We start from the raw sequence: 20,541 nt of genomic DNA, 5'->3' as shown, positions 1-20,541 counted from the left end.
CCCCCCCTGTCGCCGCCTCGGCAAAACTCCCAATCGATCCCAACAATTGCATTATATGGAACAATAGGGAGCACATGGTTCTCGAGTTCCGATATGTCCCCCGCGTTGCTAACCGTCGAACAGGCTGCCCAGGAGCTCAGCCTGCATCCCAAAACCGTCCTTCGGCATATCCGTAGCGGCCAACTGCGCGCGACCCGCATCGGCAAGTCCTATCGCATCACCGCTGAAGACCTCGACGTGTTCACCGGCACCGTGCGTGAGCCCTCCGCTGCGCGCCCACAGCTGACCACGGTGGTGGATATTCCCGGATGCGGTGCGGCACGTGCCGCCGACTTGGTCCGTGCCCTGCATGCACGCGTCACCGGCCGCGAGGCCGACGATGAGCCGCTGCGCATGGAGACGATCTATTCGCCCGAGCACGATGTGCTCAAGCTGATCGTGATCGGTGGCCTGGCAGGTTCCGCGGCGCTGCTGGTCAGCCTGCAGCGTCTGCTGCAGGACCACAGCGCATGAAGCGGCGCCGCCCCGGCATTCCCACGCAGCGCGTACTTGCCGCCTACCGCCAGGTGCTTTCGGACTGGCCGGTACCACACGAATCGCACCATCTCGCCACCCGCGCCGGTTCGACATTTGTGGTCAGCTGCGGCCCCGAACACGGCCCTGCCCTGGTGCTGCTGCATGGCACCCTCAGCAATGCCGCCAGCTGGATGTTCGATGCCGCACGTTGGAGCGAGTACTACCGCGTGCATGTCGTCGACATCATTGGCGAACCGGGTCTCAGCGAAGGCACGCAACCTGCGCTGGACAGCGATGCGCATGCGCAATGGCTGGATGATGTCCTCGACGCACTCGGCGTGGAAAGCGCTGCATTCGTGGGCCTGTCGTTCGGCGGATTCCTGGCAATGGATTACGCGTTGCGAAGGCCTGCCCGGGTTAACGCACTGGTTCTGGTCAGCCCCTCGGGTATCGGGCGCCAGCGTGCATTCCTGCTCAAGGCGCTCCCACTGTTGCTGCTTGGCCGATGGGGGCGCGAGCGCTTGCGCCGTGCGGTCATGGGCCCCGAGCCACTGCATGCACCTGCACGTGCGCAGCCGCTGCTCGACCTGTTGGCATTGATCCGTGCCGAGGTCCGGCCACGTCCGCTGCGCATTCCCCGCATCAGCGACGAGCGCTTGGCTACGTTGCATCCACCGGCAGCCCTTGTCATGGGCGCGCGTGATGCCCTCATCGACACCCCTGCCGCCGCCGAACGCATGAAACGGCTCGTCCCGACGGCGGACGTCACCCTGCTGGCAGACGCCTACCACTACATCCCCGGCCTGCGCGAAGACATCCTCGCCCGGCTGCGTCGACTGCAGAGCCTCCAGCATGAATGATTCCATTGAGTACATCGGCACCATCCGTCTCCTGCGCATCGAGCCGCAGGGCCCGACACTCGATGCCAACGGCCTGCGCGACCTGGTCGGCGACGCCCTTGGGCATCAGGCCGAGTGGATCGCCATTCCGGTGCAACGCCTCTCTCCGGATTTCTTCGAGCTGCGCTCCGGCATGGCCGGGCAGTGGCTGCAGATGCTGGTGAACTACCGCCTGCACTTCGCCGTACTGGGCGATGTCAGCACCTACCGCGCACAGAGCGAATCGCTGGACGCGTGGATCACCGAATGCAATCGCGGCCACGAGGGCTGTTTCGTGGCCGACTGGGACGCGCTGCGGGCGCGGCTTGCGGCGCCGGCCCGCTAGCGCGCGGTCCAGCCCCCGTCCACCGGCAGCGCCGTGCCGGTCATCTGCGCCGCGGCGTCCGAAGCCAGAAAGACCACGGTCTGCCCCAGCTGCTCGGGGGTGACGAACTGCAACGAGGGCTGCTTTTCGGCCAGCAGCGCACGCGCGGCGGACTCCTGATCGATGCCCTCGCGCTCGGCCAACGCGGTGATCTGCTGCTCGACCAGCGCCGTGCGCACCCACCCCGGGCAGATGGCATTGGCGGTGATGCCGGTGCCGGCATTCTCCAGCGCGGTCACCTTGGTGAACCCCACCACGCCGTGCTTGGCCGCCACATAGGCCGACTTGTTCACCGAGCCCACCAGCCCATGCGCCGAGGCGATGTTGATGATGCGACCGGCGCCCTGCTGCTTCATATGGGGCAAGGCCGCCGCCGTTGCATGGAACACCGCCGAGAGATTCAGCGCCAGGATCGCATCCCACTTGTCGATCGGGAATTCCTCGATCGACGCGGTGTGCTGGATGCCCGCGTTGTTCACCAGGATGTCGATGCGCCCCATCGTTGCAACGGCGCGGTCGATCATTCCTCGCACCGCCTCGCCCCGCGACAGGTCAGCACCGTCATACGCCACCCGTGCGCTGAACTCGGTTTCCAACCGGGAACGAATTCGTTCGATCTCCGCCGCATCGCCGAAGCCATTCAACACGATGTCCGCGCCCTGCCGCGCCAGTGCCGTGGCAATGCCAAGACCGATACCGCTGGTGGAGCCGGTGACCACCGCAACCTTTCCAGAGAACATGGGCGAGCTTCCATTGGGCACAGGCAACCAGTGTAGCTCCGCGGGCCGCCCCCGTTTAACTGGCGCCCCATGTCGGCCCACAGCTAGAAGCAGATGCCCGCCCGATCAACGGTCGCCAGCGGATTGGCCTTCCCCACGGCCTCAAGGAACAGCAGGAAATCCCGATTGAACAGGGTCAGGTTGTTGGTGAACGTCACGCACTTTCTGCCCGATGCTTTGCTGAAACAAACCTGCCAGACATAGCGCCCGTAGATCCTGTCGGACGTTCGTGTGACTGAGGTGATCTGCGAGAGCGGAACCACCGTAGGCACCGGCCCACGCCGCAGGTAAAAGGACTCCGCATCAAAGAAGTAGTGCTCCCGATCCTCTTTCCCATCCACCATCACCAAGGTCATGGACGTGCCGGAGATCCGGCGAGGGGCATGCAAACGCAGCCCCGACTTCACGGACGAGCGAGCAGTTGCTGACATTCGCCGAAGGGTGAACCAGAGGATCACCAACGGAAGTGCCGAAAGGACAATGAAGCCTACGGTCTTCAAAACAGTTTCCAGCGTGCTGGGCACACAGATCTCCAGGATGAATTTTCAGGCGATACCCAAGTAGATCCACGTCACGCGTGGATGCTCTCCCTCAGCGCCCCCTCACTTCCAGTGATCCGGCCCCAGAAACGGCAGGCTCAACACAAACACCGGAACCGCCACGGGAATCAAAGCGGCACCCAGCACCTTGCCCGCCGCTGACCCCGCGCCCGGCGTGTCCTCCCTCTCCGGCAGGATGCGCTCGGCGCGCGCATTGATCGGCTGTGCCAACTTCCCCTTCTCCGCCAGCGCCGCAGCGTGCGGCAACTGCACGCGTTCGCCATCGCCCTCGAACAAGGCGCTGTAATAGCTGCCACCCTTCTTTGAAAGGTCGCAGGCGCTATCAAAGGCCAGCGAGTAACGGCTCCGCTCCAGCGGCAGGTAGTAACGCGCGCGCTCATCGACCACTTTGGCTTCGCGCGGTGTGACGTCAATCCGTTCCAGCCTGAACTGCGCTGCGTGTTGCGGCGTCACCTGCTCCGGCCGCAGCAGCAGCGCGTAGCTGCCATGCACCTTGGCCTTGTTGGCCGGGTCGCGCCAATCCTCGTGGAAGTACATCTGCGCGCACACCACCGCCTCGCGCAGCGGGCTGTCCATCAGGGCGCGGTAGTCACGGAACGGCGCGGCATCGAAGCGCATCGGTTCGTCGTAGCGCGGCAGCAGATACAGCTGCCCATCGTCGGCCACGAAGGCGCCGGTGATTTCGCGGATCGAGGTGTGCTGCTCCGGGCCGCTGGCGCACCCGGACAACAGGCCCAGGCACAGGGCGGAGAGAATGAAGAAGGACGTTTGCATGTCGTGTCGAGGGCTTCCCTGGCAAAGGGCCTCGCCAGAACGCGCGAGGCCAATCCGCCATGGTGCCACGCCGGCCATCACACGCCCAATCAACCGGCTTACTTCAGCCGTTCAAGCAGCCGCTGCCCCACTTCCAGCGCCGAGGCCGGGTTCTGCCCGGTAATCAGCTCGCGGTCCACCACTACATGGCCGGTCCACGGCGTGATGTTGCTGCTGAACTTCGCACCCGCCCGCTGCAATGCGGTCTGCGGGTAGAACTTCATCTCACCGCCGCCCAGCAGCGGTTTGGCCTGTTCTTCTTCCTGGTTGCTGATCACCGTCATCTGGTAGCCGCTGTAGATCCACTTCGGCGTGGCCGGCATCGCGCCCGCGTCCAGCTTCGCGACGAAACCTTCTGCATCCGGCAGCGTGGACAGCAGCGCGATCGGCCCGTGGCAGACCAGCGCGGTGGTCTTGCTGCGCTGGTGGAAGTCGGCCAGCAGCCGGCCCAGCGCCGGGCTCTTCAGCAGGTCCTGCATCGGCGCGTGGCCACCGGGAATGTAGACCGCATCGAAGCGCGCGTAGCCCTGCTGCTCCACACGCGCCAGGCTGACCACCGGCGAGGCGGTCGGCGAGGTCAGCGCCAGTTTCTCCAGCAGGTCCTTGTGCAGCGTCAACTGCGCGGCATCGTTGCCGAAGTACGCCGCCGTCACCGAGGACGCATCCACCGTCGGCGCCCGCCCCTGCGGCGTGGCGAAGGTCACCTCGTGGCCGGCGTCCAGCAGCAGCTTGACCGGCTGCATCAGCTCGTTGAGATAGAAGCCGGTGGACAGCACCTTGCCGTCCTTCAGGTCCAGGTGGTTTTCGTCGGACAGCACCACCAGCACGTTGGCGGCCTGCGCGCCGCTGGCGGCCAGGGTCAGGGCCAGCGCTGCGGCCAGCCGGGTCATCAGGTTCATGGGGAGCTCCTGTTCGGGGAATGGCGGCCACTTTATTCATCGCCCCAGCGGCGATAAATTGGCCCCATCGCAAAACATCTGTTCCCCGGAGAGCCAAATGAGCCGCAAGTTCGACTATCTGGGCGATGTGGAGCTGTTCCTGGCGGTGGTGGAGCACGGCTCGTTCACGGCGGGCGCAGTGGCGCTGTCCACCACGCCGTCGGTACTGAGCCGCGCGGTCACGCGCCTGGAAGCGCGGCTGGGCCGCCAGCTGCTGCAGCGGACCACCCGCCGCGTGGGCCTGACCGACGCCGGGCGGCTCTATCGGGAACAGGTGCGCACGGCCTTTGGCCTGCTGGACGACGCCGAGCGCGACGTACTGGCCCAGGACGGTGCGCTGGCTGGTCGCGTGCGCCTGAGCGTGCCCACCACCTATGGCCACTACCGGCTGCCGCCCGTGCTGGCGCGCTTTGCGCAGCAGTACCCGCAGGTGCAGGTGGAACTGAACATCACCAACCGCAACGTGGACTTGGTGGCCGAAGGCTTCGACCTGGCCATCCGCCTGGGCCAGCTGCCGGACAGCGGGCTGGTGGCACGCAAGCTGGAAGACGCGCCGCTGCTGCTGGTGGCTGCTCCGGACTATCTGCAACGCCATGGCACGCCGCAGACGCTGGACGACCTGCAGCAGCACCTGTGCCTGCCCTTCGTGATGCCGCGTACCGGGCGGCTGGCGCCGTGGATCTTCCGAGACGACGGGCACGACGTGGACTGGCTGCCGCGTTCGTCCATCGAGACCTCCGACGATGTGCTGGGCGTGGTGTCGCTGGCCGAACAGGGCATTGGCATCTGCCAGAGCTATGAGTTCATCGTGCGCGAGCGGTTGCGGCGCGGGCAGCTGGTGGAAGTGCTGCCGCAGCTGCGCGGGAGATCGCGGCCGTTCTCGGTGATCTATGCGCCGCATCGGCGGCAGTCCGCGGCGGCGCGGGCGATGATTGAGTTGTTGGTGGGGAATGCGGCGGAAGCTGAGGACGGCGTTGGTTGACGGTGCGATGCCTGCTGGCGGTGTCGTGATTGAACCGCTTTTTGAGGTGGGCGGGTGATCGGGCAGCGTCGCCAGCGGATTTTGAGCCGAAAGGGGTGTTAAGAAGGCTGTCGCGCTATTCGCTTGTGGCGTGGGCGATTGCGCCAGTTTTATTCGCAATCAGCAGGGTGACTGCGCGAATGCGTCTGGCGATGTCGCGTGCTGCACGAATGGTGCGTGCCACAATAGTTCTTCGCTCTCGATTCCTGCGAATTCTTCGGGAATTTCTATTGGCATTCGGAGCGACGGCGTAAACACCATGGCGCGCCACCGACAACGGGTGGCCGGGTCTGCAAACCCGAAGAATGCGACGTCTGTTGTTTGCGCTTGCCCGTCGGCACCGGCCTTAGTCGGTGCCGGCGGGCAATCCGTCGGCCCTTATGGCGGGCGGTGCGTGGGGGTCTTCGGGCCCGCCGGTCTATGACGTCGCTTCATCCGGTTTGCAGCCACGCATCGTCCGCCACCCCGCCTACGCGGTGGCGCTGTCAAGCACAGCCAGGGAAACCGACGCCATGAACGATTCCGAGAACTTCTCCTCGTACACCACCGTTGAGCCCATCAACGACGACACCCCGCCGCCCGACCTCAACTCCCTCATTGGCATCCTCAAACGCATCCGCCGCTGCGAAGGCGCTGATGGGCTGCCTTGGCCGGAGAACGATGTGTCGCCTGGACGGCGAGTCAGCCTCGCCAGGAGTGAGCGCGCGATGGTGGGAGCGCTGACGGTGCTGGAGGTGCTGCATGCCGCGGATCGCTGCCGGGTGGCGGCGGACCCGGAGCGGCATTTGGATGAGGGGGTGGTGGATGGGTTGTTTCTGGCTTGCCGGGGGTTGCTTGAGTGGGCTTGTCGGGAGGTTAGGCCGGAGTGATCACGAAGCTCCCGCCCAACCCAGACACCGCTACCAGCTCACTTCTCACCTACCGCCCGCCCATAGGTGATAGTCCGCGCAATCTTTCACTTCGACCTAATGGACGTGAGCCCTCCAGCACTGCTTATCAATGAAATGCTTGAGAATATCCCAACGGCAAGCATGCACCATCAGAAATCACCGACCTACTGACAAGCATCGAGAAGGGTTTGAGAAAGTTGCAATCAGTGAACGCGATTTTTCTGGAATTGACGCCGCAACCTAGCCGGCACTGAGCGCTGGCACATGGGCAAGATCGAGCGTGGCGAGCATGCGCCAAGCCTAGCGATCATCTTCAAGATCGCCAAGGCCCTGGAATCCAGCGCAGCGGTACTGATAGCCGAAATGGAAAGTCAGTTATAGACTCAGCATAGTCAGATAGATTGCTGCACGTCTTCAATCAAGCTTTTCTCGAAAGAAGTTAACGGCAATTTGTTGACTTGCAGCCGCGACAAATTGCTCAATGCCTTGTCCAACAGCCCATCGGAGTTCAGAACAGTCTCCAGCTTTTTTGCTATTGGAAATGGAAGACCATACTCATCTAAGGCAATCAATGCAGCATCGGAAAAAAGACTTTCCACCTTCCCGCTAAAGAAGCTGTATTCGGACTTCAAAGTAGGTTTACCAAGACGCTCAACGAGGGAATTTTGAATTCTGCAGACGCCCATTGCCAACCTTGGAAACCGGTACTGTGGCCACTGCCTGATGAACTCCAAGGAAGCCTCAACCGCGTCATCTGGGTCTGTGCCCTTATCAATTTCTTGCGAAATAACAGACCTCAATGACGCATTCCGCATTTGGTTGATCTTAAACGCGAGCTGCTTTCCCGAGCTAATTCCCCCAACGCGCCCAGTTTCATTTATGAAAAATCCCCATATTCTCTCGCAGAGATTAAGCAATTGCTCCCAGTCAGGGTAGCCACTCCAGGATAGCTTTCGAAGCTCTGTTGGATTTTCCATTAAATAGCGAGCCAATGCGATCTGATCCCGCGGCTCAATACCGGTATTTTGACGAATTACGTCGATACCAAGAATCTGCTGTTGGTAATATGGCTCTAGCCGTTTTCGTGAATTTCCGCGCAGGTCTGATTCGTCGAGTTGAATAAGCAAGCTTTCGCTCGTATTTTGGGAGTCTTGGGAAAAAACAGGAACTTCCACTAATGGAAGCTCTTGCTGGGGCGGCTCATGGAAAACATAGACGTTACCAATAAAATGTTTAAACATTCTCCCGGAGCGGCCACGAATGTTATTGAAAGTGAAGAAGTCATATTTTTGTTTGGCAATTTTGTTGTCAAAAATAATTACATTTTTTGCTTTTGTATTTACACCTTCGATAAGGGTTGATGTGCAAACAAGAATTGGTAGCCTGCCCTCGTTGAACCCTTTGACACAAAGCTGTGCAAGTGCTCGAGGCATACGGCCATGATGCATGCCTACACCATTCCGAAGGCCTTTAACTAAAGTCCATTCGGGATGATAGTTTTCTCCCGCCCATTGGGCAGCATCTTCCATGCCTGCATTCGGCCTATCTAATTTTTCAGACAGCATTTCCACAATCTTACGTGCTTTGTTTGGAGATGCACAAAAAATTAGCGTAGGGCCATCCATTTCGTTGCAAAGGCTAAGTAGTTTCTCCATGTCCTGTCCCTTCTTAGGCCGGACCGGAATCAACTCTGTCACCACAGTGGCAAAGTCTGTTCTAATGAACTGACATTTAAATTTTTCAGGGAATCCGTCTGGGATGCTCTGTATATTTGGGCCAAGAAGATAAAACTGACGAGATCTTTTTGTGAGTTTATAGAAAGCATGGTTGAGTGTCATTGCCCGACTGGAATCCTCACGAGGATCAAGCTTATAAAACTCATCAAGCACAAAAAGATCAATCTCGGGCAGATTTGGAAAATCTACCGCACGCTCTTGCGTTAAAACGAAGACATTTTTTTCGGTAATCTCTTGTGATGCGTGAGTAATTACTTTGTGGTTTTCTTTAAGCCCAGAAAGGCGACGCCTTGTTTCGTCAATAAGTGCAATCGTGGGCACTACAATCACGACATTGTCAAATCGACCACTTTCTATCAATGCATCAACCAGCGCGCTTTTTCCAAAACTCGTTGGCGCGCTCAGCACAATACTCTCGCCGTCGATGATGCGCCTAAAAACCTCCGCCTGAACTCTATGAAACACCAGCCCTTCATTCTCGCCAAGCTTCTCTATATCCTGATCTACTGACGCAGTGATGAGACTTGGGCGATGAAACTCTCTCGCCAGTGCATCCTTGATTGACAGCGATTCGGCATGCAGATATGGATAAAGACCATAGTGGCGTATCAAGCCATTTAGGATTTCACTAAATTCTTCAAACTGCTCGCGCTTATCCAGTACGCGCAAAATCAATGACTGGACAACCCCATCGCTGTGACCTTGAGATCGACTAGCAAGCGAACAGATGGATTGAAGGATTTCAAACGCACTGGAGTTGCTAATCTGATTGCTCTTCAAGAGCTTTTCGATTTCATCAGGTTTTAGCATTATTGAAGCCCCTTCAAACTTCCGTCCAAACACTCAATGAGTGCCTTCTTTGCATTCAGTGGAATCAGGAATAAATGCACTTTTACCGGTAGAGATAGCCCAGAAAGCTTCTTTTCAAGACTATCCCTGACAGCCATAACTTCTTCTACAAGCGCCTGGCTGTACTGCGGCGTCACCTTGGTGTGCCTCTTCAAAGCATCGCTGTCGTAAGTAATCAGCACTGGAATGCAGGCTGCGTCAAAGACCTCGTCCAATGAAGTATTCGCATCAAGAAGCCTGGCAAGCTTGGAGTAATGGGGAGAGCTTCTATCTAACTTATTTGCGATCAGGGCCACTTCATTTTTCATGTAGTCGATTTGCGTGTGATCCTGAATCTCTTTCACAACATCTCGTATTGCTCGGCTTACGTCATCGTAAAATTTCACCTCCCCAAGCCACAGCTGCAATTTGTCGTCAACTTCGACCACATGTACGGCGTCATAACCTTTGACAGTGTTATTTATTGAATCCTTCCAGTAAATTTTGCTAATGGCCGGAATAGATCTGTGAACTTGGCGCAGCGCGATATGCAGGAATAGCTCGCCAAACTCCCCCCGCAGCTTGTATTTGTCGGTTTGATAGACCAATCTTGCTGCTTTCCTGAGAAGCTTCACGGCTGTCCCGGGCCTGAAATCCTCCAGTTCTTCTGCTGACAAGCAAAATTCAGGAAGCCATTCCATAGCATGCTCAGCCAATGCCTCTGCGCGCCACTTCCCCCCTTCGTAACCTGCACACAAGGCACAAACGGCAGGAGTTTGGGATATGTCATGTACCTTGACGGATAAGAATGGTGCTGGCGGATCGGGAAACGGCATTAACTGACCCCTTTTACGATTGGAGAGAAGAGAAATTCTTTGCCTTTCGCCTCAAGCCACCGCGAGTATTGCTAGGACTTGCCACATCGAATTGACGCCAATCCGGCACATGGGCACTCATCAATGCCTTAAAGACCTTCCCATGTGTTGAGTAGCGAAGATGCAACAGCTCATGGACAATGACGTAGTCTTGAAAGCACTCGTCTCGATCAAGCAGGTCGATGGCTAAAGTAATGGTTCCTGACGATGAGCATGATCCCCATTTCTTACGCATATCTTGGACACGTACAACACGAGGGTTCACCTTCAACTTGATCGCCCATGTCATCGCACGACGCTTCAGATCCTGCGCTGGATAGCCTGAGGGCGTCATTTATCACCCTCCATAAGCAGTATCTGGATGACGAGATCAACAACGCGCGCCCGTTCATTCGCAGCCAAAGCCAGAAACGGCTTATACATTGCCGCCCGCAGCCGCCGCTGCTCATCAGCATTAACCTGTGCATTCGGGAATCGGCCAAGTAAATCCTCAGCCTCCTTGGCCAGAAGCATAGGATCTAGGGCTTGCGCCTTGACGGAAGTGTCGTCACGCAGAACCCAGGCAACAGCAAAAGCTCGAGCTGACAAACCGCTGTCACGGGCTGCCTTCATGGCCGCTTCCTTTTCCGTGGCCAGTGCCGCCAACTGATCCATTGCTGCCAGACCGGTGGTTTTTCGCTCCTCCAAATCCTTTAAAATGCGTTCGGCTCGGTCTTTCAGCGGTTGAAGCACGGGCGCAGCGGCAGGGTCTACGTCAATTTCCTGCTGCAAGCCGCGCACGAGGTTGAACACTTTACCCTCATCGCTGCCCTTGTCGCCGCGTAAGGATTGCAGCGTGGCTACATCGAAGGTGACGCTCTTGGTGAGCCGCCCCAAGCCTTGCTGTTCGGCGCTTTCTTCGATCAGTCGGCGTGTTTTGTAGGCTAGGTCGGCGATGAAGCCGACCTTCTCTGCATAGGCATTGCGCACCGCTGCATACAGTTGGCTCAACTGCTTGTAGTTGGCGATGTGGTCGCGTAGCTCTGGCGAGGGCGAGAGGATTTCCCACAACGCCTCGATTTCCTTGTATTGGTCGAAGAAGGCCTTACGTGCTTCCGGTTCAAGGAAGCGCCCGAATACCAACTTTTCCAGTCGTTCGTCCGGCGCGCCCTCTACATTGGCATCGAGGTATTCCTGCTTGGCCTGCGCGATGCGCTGCAGAAAATCCTGTAAGAGCACATCCAGGTCCTCAATCACGCCGCCCACGTCGCTGGAATCAAATTTCAGCGCCTTCTTCAACTCACGTAGGACACCGACGAAATCCACCACCAGCCCCACGCGCTTCTGCACGCCATTGGCATCCACATAAGGCCGGTTCACGCGCGCGATGGATTGCAGCAGCACGTGGTCGCGCATAGGCTTGTCGAGATAGAGGCAGTACAGCGGCGGTGCGTCGTAGCCGGTGAGCAGCTTGTCGGTGACAATCAGAATCTTCGGGTTTTCGGCGGGCTTTTTGAATAGCAGGCGCGCCTGCTCTTCAGCCTCGTCAGAAAGCTGCAACTTCGCCACCAGCGGGCGGTCAATCGCATCTGCTGCGTTCTGGGTGTAGACCGGCGCACTCCATTCCGGCGGCAGCAGCTTATCCAGAGCTTGTTTGTACTTGGCGCAGGCTTCCCTGTTCACAGCCACCACGAACGCTTTGTAGCCCAGCGGCAGCACGTTTTCCTTGAAGTGCTCTGCAACGAAGGCCGCTACCTTTTCGATGCGGTCGTCAGCGGTCAGAAAGGTGCGCAGGCCCACGGCGCGGTCAAGCACCTTGTTTAGCTCCTCCACATCCGACACGCCTTCGCTTTCGGCCAGTGCAAAAAACTCCTTGTCCAGCCGTTCGGCGGGCACGGTCATTTCGCTGGGGGCCATTACATGCTTGATCGGCAGCGTGGTTTCGTCGGCGATGGATTCGGCAATCGAGTACTTGTCCAGATAGCCGGCTTCATCCTGGGTGCCGAAAATCTTGAACGTACCTTCACCCTGAGCACTGCGCGCAATCGGCGTGCCGGTGAAACCGATGATGGTAGACATCGGCAGAGCAGCCATTAGGTAAGTGCCCAAGTCCTTCGCCACCGAGCGGTGCGCCTCGTCGATGAAGACATAGACGTTGTCGCGGGCACAACTATCTTTCTTGATTTCATCGAATTTATGGATCATCGAGATGATGAGGCCACGAAAATCTGCATCCAGCAGTTGCTGCAACTTCGCCTTGGTGTTGGCACGCTCCACCGCGATGTCCTGTGCCTGCATCTCACCCAGTAGCCGTTCCACCCAGCCCTTCAACTGGCCTTCCAGTTCAGTGCGATCCACGACCAGTAGAACGGTAGCATTTTGGAAGCGCGCCTTGTCCTCCAGAATTTGCCGAGCTGCCGTCAGCAGCGTGAAGGTCTTGCCCGAACCTTGCGTGTGCCAGACCAGCCCGCGCGTTTTGGCCGGGTCTGCACAGCGCTCAAGGATGGCGTCAATAGCACGACGTTGGTGCTGGCGCAGTACGGATTTTCGGGTTTCGCCGTCCTGCACGTAGAACAGAATCCAGTGCTGCAAAGTGCGCAGGAACTCGCTAGGTTCGAAGAACGCGTGCACCGCGAAGCGGTAGCTTTCCTCCGGCGCCTGCTTCCATCGCGCCATGTCGCGGCGGTTGGCGTTCCACGTCACGCCATACCAGTAGTCGAGCAAGTGCGTCACATTGAACAACTGCGTGGTCGCCAGCAGTTCCGGTGTTTCCAGTTCGTAGCGGCGCAGCTGCTTGATGGCGCGCTCGATGGCACCGCCGTCCTTAGGGTTCTTGTGCTCGACGATGACCACCGGCACGCCGTTGACCACGAACATGACATCGGCGCGGTTGCCCTTGGGACGAGCAGGCGACTTGATCTTCCATTCCCACGTGACGTGAAAGACGTTTTCTGCGGTATGGTCAAAGTCGATCAACGTCACCGCTCGGTGCCGCTTTTCGGCTTCGTCGTACCAAGCGTGTTCGCCGCGCAACCACGACAGCAGCTCCCGATTGCCGTCGATGCTGGCAGGCAGCGCGTCCAGCGTTTCGACGATGGCACGCACGGCGTCCGCCGTCAGCCAAGGATTGAAGGTGGTGAGCTTGCTCTCCAACACGTCGCGGAAGAAAGTGCCCGCATCGCCGCCCCGCATGGCACGAGCATCATCAGGCGTGACGGTCGTCCAGCCAATTTCTGCTGCGTGACGAACCATCGGGAACTGCACGGTGCCCGCTTCGCTGATTTTCAGCGGCTTGTTCATGCCATGGCTTCCAGGGTTTGTGCCGGAGCCACAGGCAGCGCCGACAGGTCAAGGTCGGCGACGCGGATTTCGCCGGTCATGAGCTTGTGCAGCAGGGACTGGAACAGTTCTTCTAGCACGGCGCGTTTTTTGCGGTGCAAGTCGATCTTACGGTCGAGGGTGTCGAGGATGGCAACGATTTCGCGTTGCTCGTCGGTGTCAGCAGGAACCGGGATCAGTAACGGGTCGAGGTGTTTCTTGTTGAGTTGCGGCGTGGGGCCAGGCTCCGTGATGGTCTTGAGGTCGAAAGACTGAAACCAGTGAAACAAGAAGCCTGCATTGATTGATGCACCCGGAACTACGCCGATGACATTGGGATCGAACACACTCCAAGTAGTCGTAAGCCGCTTCTTGTTGGTTGCAATCGCTGCGCCTCGCTTAGGGAAAACAATCGTCCCCGTCGGCGCGCAGCGGTATTCGGCCAGCTTTGCGTCGAGCGCTTTTTCTAATCCCGCCCACGCAAGCACGGTTTCATTGCCCTCGCGGTTCATGTCCGAGACCTTGATGCCGATGACGCGAACGCCGTTCTCTTGGGCTGCTTCCGCAGCCTCAAGCTCCGAGTAGGCCATACGCGTGCTGACGACCTGCGCAATGCTGTCCAGCCGTTCCACACCCCACGTTTCCGGCACCAGCCCGATTTCGGTTTCCTTCAGCGCTTCGCCGCGCAGGCCACGCGTGAACAGACGGGTCATAGCGGCGCGCTTAATTTCTTGCAGCGTATCCAGTAGCGCCAACTGCTGCACCAGAGCCGATTCGGTTTGACGCAGCGCGGCGGCAATCGCCTTCTGCTCGTCATCGCCAGGCGGATAGGAAAGCTCCTTTTCTTTAAGGACGGTGAAGTGCCGGTTGTAGCCACGCGCAGGCAAGTCAATCGCGCGGCAGGCGTAGAAGAAGAACAGCGGGTCAATGCTCGGCTTCGGTCGCAACAGTTGCGTGCCGTCCGCGCCACGCGCGAATGGCACATCCAAGAACTTGAACGCGCGCGTGTGGTCGCCGAACACCACCAACGGAAGCGGCGTTTCAATGACGGCGCTTTCGTCGTCCGTCCAGCCCGCAATCCGTTCCTGCCCTTGGTCTATGACAGGGAAGCGCCCCGACGACTTGTAGTCCCGCGATTGAATCTTGGTCTTGCCCGCGACGGAAACAGGGACAATGCAATCAGCCACAGATTCGGTAGCCCACGATTCAAATGTCATGCGCCCTCCGTCTTTGCCAGCGGACGCAAGAGTTGCAGCAGGTTGGATGTGAGACTAACTTCTTGTTCGTTGAGTTGTTCGAGTGCGAGTAAGAGATGCGGAATCGAGCCGACCTCTGCGTTGCCGTTCTGTCCAACCCACCGGCTTGGGCTCAGGTTGTAGTCCGCTTCCTCCGCCTGCTGCGTGGTGATGATCGCCAGTTCGCCCTCGATAGGCTCGCCCTTCAGATACGTCGCTGCGAGCGGGCGGATGTCCTCATCCGGCAGGTAGTTCTTCGGCTTGCCCTTGCGGGAATGCCGACTGGCGTTGAGAAGGTGGATCTTGCCCTTGCGGGCCGCAGGCTTGCGCTTGTTAAGCACCACGATCACGCCCGCGGCCGTGGTGTTGTAGAACAGGTTTTCCGGTAGCAGGATCACGCCGTCGATCAGGTCGTGGTCCACGAACCACTTGCGGATGTTGCGCTCTTTGTCCTCGTTCTTACTGCCGCTGCCACGCGTCACCGCGCCGGTATCCAGCACCACGCAGGCGCGGCCATCGTCTTCCATCGCGGACAAGGTGTGCTGCAACCAGGCCCAATCACCCTTGCCGCTGGTGATGCCGCCGGTCGTCTGGAAGCGTTCGAACGGATCATTCTTGAATAGGTCGGGCGCGAAGGGCTGGTTCCACATCGGGTTGGCGACCAGAATGTCGTGGCTGCGAATCTTGCCCGCTGCGTCGCGGAACTTGGGATTGATCATGGTGTCGCCACGCGCCAGCTCCACCTCCATATCGTGGATGATGGCGTTCATGCGCGCCACCGCATAGCTTTCGGCCTGCAATTCTTGACCACTCAACTTCACAGGCACACGACTAGTAGGGTCGAGTTCGCGAGCAACGAGCTGCATCTTGATCAAAAGGCCTGCCGAGCCGCAGGCGTAGTCGTGGCAGGTTTCGCCGGGACGCGGGCGCAGGATGTGCGCCATCAGGAAGCCCACCTCGGTTGGCGTGAAGAACTCGCCCGCGCTTTGGCCGGAGCCTTCGGCGAACTTGCGCAGCAGGTATTCGTAGGCGCGCCCCAGAAAGTCGGGCTGCACGTCTGCCAGGCCAAGGCGATAGCGTGGATCGGAGAAAGTCTCGACCACGCCGCGTAGTTTGGCGGGGTTGATGTCACGCTCACCGTTGCGCTCGGCAGCGAAATCCACCACGTCCAGCACACCGGAAAGGTCAGGGTTGTGCTTCACAACGGCACGCACGGCGCGGGTGAGGTGTTCACCGATGTCGCGCGGAGCGGTGCTGCGGCCTTTGTCGTCCACCGGCCAGTCATAGGCTTCGCGCCCGCTGAGGATGGCCCAGCGTGCTTCGGGCGGCAAGTAAAAGCGCAGCAACGAATGATCGGCTTCGGTGATTTCCAGCGCGGTGGCGCGGTCGCCATAGTCCTCGGTCAGACGCGCGATCTCGTCGTCGAACACATCCGAGAGGCGCTTGAGGAACAGCAACGGCAGCAGATAGTCCTTGAACTTGGCGGCATCCTTTTCGCCCCGAATGGAGCAGGCTGCGTCCCACAGCATTTGCTCCATCGGCTTGGTGGTGGGGGCAGCAGCCCGCCGCCCCCGGCGAGGCCTTGAAGAAACGGATTCCTGCCCTTGACCTGCGGCGGATGCCTCCGAAACACCAGCTTCAAGCGCAAGAGCCGCAATTGCCTCCTGCGCCGCACGCTGTGGCTTGCTATTGCCCCCCTCCCAGCGGTTGACGGTGGCAAATGAAACCCCGAGACGCTGAGCCAGCTGTTCTTGAGTGAGGTTGAGTTGCGTCCGGAGGCCCCGGAGCACGGTTGGATAGGATGGAATGCTTGTCATATTTGCTATATATGCAATATAGCAAAATAATGTCAAGAGACCATATCGACTACATGCCTGTATCCGCAGTCAGCTACAACGAGCTTTCGTGCGTATGTCGAACAAGACAAACAAGGGCGCCTCTCGGCGCCCTCGTTCTTTCAACTCATTCCCACTCAATAGTCGCCGGCGGCTTCCCCGAGATGTCATAAACCACCCGCGACACCCCCCGCAACTCATTGATGATCCGGTTGCTCACCGTCCCCAGGAACTCGTACGGCAGATGCGCCCAATGCGCCGTCATGAAGTCGATCGTCTCCACGGCCCGCAGCGCAATCACCCACTCGTAAGCGCGCGCATCACCCACCACGCCCACCGACTTCACCGGCAGGAACACGGCAAACGCCTGGCTGGTCTTGTCGTACAGGTCCGCTTTGCGCAGCTCATCAATGAAGATGGCATCGGCCTTGGCCAGCAGTTCGGCGTACTCCGGCTTCACCTCACCCAGAATGCGCACGCCCAGGCCCGGGCCCGGGAACGGATGGCGGTAGACCATGGTGCGCGGCAGGCCCAGCTCAACGCCCAGGCGGCGCACTTCGTCCTTGAACAGCTCGCGCAGCGGCTCAACCAGGCCCAGCTTCATGTGCTCCGGCAGGCCACCCACGTTGTGGTGGCTCTTGATCACATGCGCCTTGCCGGTCTTGCTGCCGGCCGACTCGATCACGTCCGGATAGATGGTGCCCTGCGCCAGCCACTTGGCGTTGCTCAGCTTGTTCGACTCTTCGTCGAAGATCTCAACGAACAGGTTGCCGATGATCTTGCGCTTGGCTTCCGGGTCGCTCACGCCTTCCAGCGCCTTGAAGTAGCGGTCGGCGGCGTTCACGCGCACCACCTTCACGCCCATGTGCTCGGCGAACATCGCCATCACCTGGTCGCCTTCCTGCCAACGCAGCAGGCCGGTATCCACGAACACGCAGGTCAGCTTTTCGCCGATGGCCTTGTGCAGCAGCGCGGCCACCACGGACGAATCGACGCCGCCGGACAGGCCCAGGATCACTTCGTCATCGCCCACCTGTTCGCGCACGCGGGCGATCTGGTCGTCGATGATGTTGGCGGCGGTCCACAGGGTCTGGCAGCCGCACACGTCCACCACGAAGCGGCGCAGCAGCGTCTGGCCCTGCAGGGTGTGGGTCACCTCCGGGTGGAACTGCACGCCGTACCAGCGCTTTTCTTCGTTGGCCATGGCGGCCACCGGAATGCGGTCGGTGGTGGCAGTGATGGTGAAGCCCGGCGGCGCAACCGAGACGTGGTCGCCGTGGCTCATCCAGACATTCAGCTTCGGCTCGCCGCCGTGGTCGCTCAGCCCCTTGAACAGCGCATCAGGGTTGATGACATTCACTTCGGCGTGGCCGAACTCGCGCTGGTCAGCGGCTTCGGTGGCACCGCCCAGCTGGGCTGCCAGGGTCTGCATGCCGTAGCAGATGCCGAAGATCGGCAGGCCGCTGTCGAACACTTCCTGCGGTGCAGCCGGGGCACCCGGCAGCGTGGTCGATTCCGGTCCACCGGACAGGATGATGCCCTTGGCGCCGAAGCCGGCGATCTCGGCCGGGTTGTGGTCCCACGCCCAGATTTCGCAGTAGACACCCAGCTCGCGGATGCGGCGGGCGATCAGCTGCGTGTACTGCGCGCCGAAATCGAGGATGAGGATCTTGTCGTTATGGATGTTGGTCATGGTGCCGTTCCAGTGGTGTTTTTCGCAGCGCCCGGCGCTTCAAGGCTCTGCGTCAGCGTGGCGATGAACGCCTCGCGTTGTTGAATATGTGAGGGGTCTTCCTCGTCCCAGCGCAGCATCAGCAGGCCGTGCGGTGCGGTGGGGTTGGCGCGGTCGGCGCGCGGCAGTTCGGCGATTTCCTGCACTTCGGTGCCGGGCACGATGCGCCGTTGAAAGGCGTGCATCGGGTAACCGGAATCCACGGCGTTGCCCCAGAACGCGGACTGCACGCTCATCCGTTTCGGCTCCAGCGGCCCCAGCTCGGCGGTGACCACAGGATCTTCAAGCCTGTCACCCAGATCGGTAACGCACCGCAGGATGACCTGCAACGGGCGCTCGCCGGTGCCTTTCAGCAACCAGCGCTGTTCGCCGGCGGCCTGCACCTGCCAGCCCTTCGGCAGCGAGAACGCGTTCTGGCACGCCTGCACGTGCTGCAATTGCGAAACCGCCGCGCCCTGAGACCCGGAGCGCGGCGGCGGTTCGGACAACGAACAGCCTGCCATCAGCAGGCTGCCCGTAATCGCAAGAGCAGTTCGCAAGCGCATCAGGCGCGGTAGTTCGGCGGCTCTTTGGTGATGGTCACGTCGTGGACGTGGCTCTCACGCTGGCCGGCGCCGCTGATCTTCACGAACTTGGGCTTGCTGCGCATCTCGTCGATGGTGGCGCAGCCCACGTAACCCATGGTGGCGCGCAGGCCGCCCATCAGCTGGTGGATGATGCCGCCCACCGGGCCGCGGTACGGCACGCGGCCTTCGATGCCTTCCGGCACCAGCTTGTCGGCGGTGGCGGCGTCCTGGAAGTAGCGGTCCTTGGACCCCTTCTCCATGGCAGCCAGCGAACCCATGCCGCGGTAGCTCTTGTACGAACGGCCCTGGTACAGCTCGGTCTCGCCCGGCGATTCCTCGGTACCGGCCAGCAGGCCGCCGACCATGATGGTCGAGGCACCGGCGGCCAGCGCCTTGCCGATGTCGCCCGAGTAGCGGATGCCACCGTCGGCGATCAGCGGGATGCGGTCCTGCAGCGCTTCGGCCACCAGATCGATGGCGGTGACCTGCGGCACGCCGACGCCGGCAACCACGCGGGTGGTGCAGATCGAGCCTGGGCCGATGCCGACCTTGACCGCGTCCGCGCCGCTGTCCAGCAACGCCAGTGCGGCTTCGCCGGTGCAGATGTTGCCGCCGATGACCTGCACGTTCGGGAAGTTCTTCTTGACCCAGCTGACGCGGTCCAGCACGCCCTGCGAGTGGCCGTGCGCGGTATCGACCACGATCACGTCCACGCCGGCAGCGACCAGCGCTTCCACGCGGCGGTCAGTATCGCCACCCACGCCGACAGCGGCGCCGACCAGCAGGCGGGTCGACAGATCCTTGGCGGCGTTTGGGAAGTCGGTGTTCTTCTGGATGTCCTTGACGGTGATCAGGCCACGCAGTTCGAACGAGTCATTGACCACCAGCACCTTTTCGATGCGGTTGCGGTGCAGCAGCTGCAGCACTTCGTCGGACGCGGCGCCTTCCTTGACCGTGATCAGGCGATCCTTCTTGGTCATGATGTGGCGGACCGGATCGTCCAGCTCGGTCTCGAAGCGCATGTCGCGGTGGGTCACGATGCCGGCCAGCAGGCCGTCGCTGCCCACCACCGGCACGCCGGAGATGTTGTGTGCCTGGGTCAGGGCCAGCACGTCACGGATGGTGGTTTCCGGGCCGACGGTGATCGGGTCGCGGATGACACCGGCCTCGAACTTCTTCACCTTGGCCACTTCCGCAGCCTGCTGTTCCAGGCTGAGATTCTTGTGGATGATGCCCATGCCGCCGAGCTGGGCCATGGCGATGGCCAGGCGGGCTTCGGTGACGGTGTCCATCGCGGCGGACAGGATCGGAAGCTTGAGCTTCAGGTCTCGGGTCAACCGCGTTTCGAGGTTGACGTCCTTGGGCAGGATGGTCGAGTGGGCGGGGACGAGCGAGACGTCGTCGTAAGTGAGTGCTTCAGCCTGGATGCGCAGCATCGGCATACCCGAGATGTGGGGAAGCGCGACATTTTACCTTGTTTTCGCGCCGCGTGGCAGGGGGTGGATGCGACGCAGTGTCGCGCGGGCGAAGCCGCGTTCAGCCGGTAGCGCAAGGCCCCAGGCCACCCCACCGGTAGGGGGGGGCGCCGAATACCGGGGCGCGCCCCCGCGACCAAACCACCCCCCCGGAGAGCCCGCCCGCCCGGACACGGAGTGGG

At 60.3% G+C, this 20,541-nt stretch carries 19 protein-coding genes; 6 read left to right on the top strand and 13 right to left on the bottom strand.

The window, feature by feature from the left end; translation table 11 throughout:
• The first annotated feature begins 93 nt into the window (after positions 1-93).
• Genes ACVOMM_RS14575 through ACVOMM_RS14565 form a run of 3 tightly spaced genes read left to right on the top strand, consistent with a single transcriptional unit; the run spans position 94 to position 1,740 of the window.
• Positions 94-513 carry a helix-turn-helix domain-containing protein gene (locus tag ACVOMM_RS14575; RefSeq protein WP_481526434.1) on the top strand — a complete coding sequence of 140 codons (420 nt, stop codon included), beginning with the start codon at positions 94-96 and terminating at the stop codon, positions 511-513.
• On the top strand, positions 510-1,376 hold the full coding sequence (locus ACVOMM_RS14570) for an alpha/beta fold hydrolase (protein ID WP_481526433.1): 867 nt from the start codon (positions 510-512) through the stop codon (positions 1,374-1,376). The genes ACVOMM_RS14575 and ACVOMM_RS14570 overlap by 4 nt, the downstream gene beginning before the upstream one ends.
• Positions 1,369-1,740 (top strand): DUF4180 domain-containing protein, encoded by a 372-nt coding sequence (locus tag ACVOMM_RS14565; RefSeq protein WP_322523446.1) that lies wholly within the window; start codon positions 1,369-1,371, stop codon positions 1,738-1,740. The genes ACVOMM_RS14570 and ACVOMM_RS14565 overlap by 8 nt, the downstream gene beginning before the upstream one ends.
• Here the strand turns inward: ACVOMM_RS14565 and ACVOMM_RS14560 are convergent.
• From ACVOMM_RS14560 to ACVOMM_RS14545, 4 genes are all read right to left on the bottom strand, one after another.
• The gene (locus tag ACVOMM_RS14560) at positions 1,737-2,519 is read right to left on the bottom strand and encodes a 3-hydroxybutyrate dehydrogenase (RefSeq protein WP_481526432.1); all 783 of its coding nucleotides are present in this window, start codon (positions 2,517-2,519) and stop codon (positions 1,737-1,739) included. The genes ACVOMM_RS14565 and ACVOMM_RS14560 overlap by 4 nt on opposite strands.
• An 83-nt stretch (positions 2,520-2,602) precedes the next feature.
• Entirely contained in the window at positions 2,603-3,082 is a 480-nt protein-coding gene (locus tag ACVOMM_RS14555) for a hypothetical protein (RefSeq protein WP_481526431.1), read from the bottom strand.
• A gap of 78 nt (positions 3,083-3,160) precedes the next feature.
• Complete coding sequence (locus tag ACVOMM_RS14550; RefSeq protein WP_481526430.1) at positions 3,161-3,892, bottom strand: hypothetical protein; 732 nt, start codon at positions 3,890-3,892, stop codon at positions 3,161-3,163.
• Positions 3,893-3,990: 98 nt separating this feature from the next.
• On the bottom strand, positions 3,991-4,830 hold the full coding sequence (locus tag ACVOMM_RS14545) for a type 1 glutamine amidotransferase domain-containing protein (RefSeq protein WP_481526429.1): 840 nt from the start codon (positions 4,828-4,830) through the stop codon (positions 3,991-3,993).
• Between the two features lie 97 nt (positions 4,831-4,927).
• Between ACVOMM_RS14545 and ACVOMM_RS14540 the strand changes: the two genes are divergently transcribed.
• The 3 genes from ACVOMM_RS14540 to ACVOMM_RS14530 all read left to right on the top strand — a co-directional run bounded on the left by ACVOMM_RS14540 (position 4,928) and on the right by ACVOMM_RS14530 (position 7,161).
• Positions 4,928-5,851, top strand: coding sequence for a LysR family transcriptional regulator (locus ACVOMM_RS14540; protein ID WP_481526428.1), 924 nt, complete (start codon positions 4,928-4,930; stop codon positions 5,849-5,851).
• A gap of 551 nt (positions 5,852-6,402) precedes the next feature.
• On the top strand, positions 6,403-6,759 hold the full coding sequence (locus ACVOMM_RS14535; RefSeq protein ID WP_478462530.1) for a hypothetical protein: 357 nt from the start codon (positions 6,403-6,405) through the stop codon (positions 6,757-6,759).
• Positions 6,760-7,044: 285 nt separating this feature from the next.
• Complete coding sequence (locus ACVOMM_RS14530; RefSeq protein ID WP_481526427.1) at positions 7,045-7,161, top strand: helix-turn-helix domain-containing protein; 117 nt, start codon at positions 7,045-7,047, stop codon at positions 7,159-7,161.
• A gap of 11 nt (positions 7,162-7,172) precedes the next feature.
• Here ACVOMM_RS14530 and ACVOMM_RS14525 read toward each other — a convergent pair whose 3' ends face one another.
• The 9 genes from ACVOMM_RS14525 to guaB all read right to left on the bottom strand — a co-directional run bounded on the left by ACVOMM_RS14525 (position 7,173) and on the right by guaB (position 20,320).
• Positions 7,173-9,326, bottom strand: a complete 2,154-nt coding sequence (locus ACVOMM_RS14525; RefSeq protein ID WP_481526426.1) for a DEAD/DEAH box helicase — start codon at positions 9,324-9,326, stop codon at positions 7,173-7,175.
• The gene (locus tag ACVOMM_RS14520) at positions 9,326-10,180 is read right to left on the bottom strand and encodes a HamA C-terminal domain-containing protein (protein ID WP_481526425.1); all 855 of its coding nucleotides are present in this window, start codon (positions 10,178-10,180) and stop codon (positions 9,326-9,328) included. The genes ACVOMM_RS14525 and ACVOMM_RS14520 overlap by 1 nt, the downstream gene beginning before the upstream one ends.
• 13 nt (positions 10,181-10,193) lie before the next feature.
• Positions 10,194-10,553: a M48 metallopeptidase family protein gene (locus ACVOMM_RS14515; protein WP_481526424.1), complete on the bottom strand. Its 360-nt coding sequence runs from the start codon at positions 10,551-10,553 to the stop codon at positions 10,194-10,196.
• Positions 10,550-13,498 (bottom strand): type I restriction endonuclease subunit R, encoded by a 2,949-nt coding sequence (locus ACVOMM_RS14510; protein ID WP_481526423.1) that lies wholly within the window; start codon positions 13,496-13,498, stop codon positions 10,550-10,552. Before ACVOMM_RS14510 ends, ACVOMM_RS14515 begins: the two co-directional genes overlap by 4 nt.
• Entirely contained in the window at positions 13,495-14,733 is a 1,239-nt protein-coding gene (locus tag ACVOMM_RS14505; protein ID WP_481526422.1) for a restriction endonuclease subunit S, read from the bottom strand. Before ACVOMM_RS14505 ends, ACVOMM_RS14510 begins: the two co-directional genes overlap by 4 nt.
• On the bottom strand, positions 14,730-16,568 hold the full coding sequence (locus ACVOMM_RS14500; protein WP_481526421.1) for an N-6 DNA methylase: 1,839 nt from the start codon (positions 16,566-16,568) through the stop codon (positions 14,730-14,732). The genes ACVOMM_RS14505 and ACVOMM_RS14500 overlap by 4 nt, the downstream gene beginning before the upstream one ends.
• A gap of 145 nt (positions 16,569-16,713) precedes the next feature.
• Positions 16,714-18,279: a glutamine-hydrolyzing GMP synthase gene (guaA, locus tag ACVOMM_RS14495; protein WP_049483147.1), complete on the bottom strand. Its 1,566-nt coding sequence runs from the start codon at positions 18,277-18,279 to the stop codon at positions 16,714-16,716.
• Complete coding sequence (locus tag ACVOMM_RS14490; RefSeq protein WP_065181343.1) at positions 18,276-18,755, bottom strand: hypothetical protein; 480 nt, start codon at positions 18,753-18,755, stop codon at positions 18,276-18,278. Before ACVOMM_RS14490 ends, guaA begins: the two co-directional genes overlap by 4 nt.
• Positions 18,756-18,862: 107 nt before the next feature.
• Entirely contained in the window at positions 18,863-20,320 is a 1,458-nt protein-coding gene (guaB, locus tag ACVOMM_RS14485; RefSeq protein ID WP_014036909.1) for an IMP dehydrogenase, read from the bottom strand.
• Between the last annotated feature and the right edge of the window lie 221 nt (positions 20,321-20,541).

Source organism: Stenotrophomonas sp. STEN009 (assembly GCF_056760395.1).
Note: the sequence above shows the minus strand (reverse complement) of the source record. Positions and strands in the feature narration are given on the sequence as shown.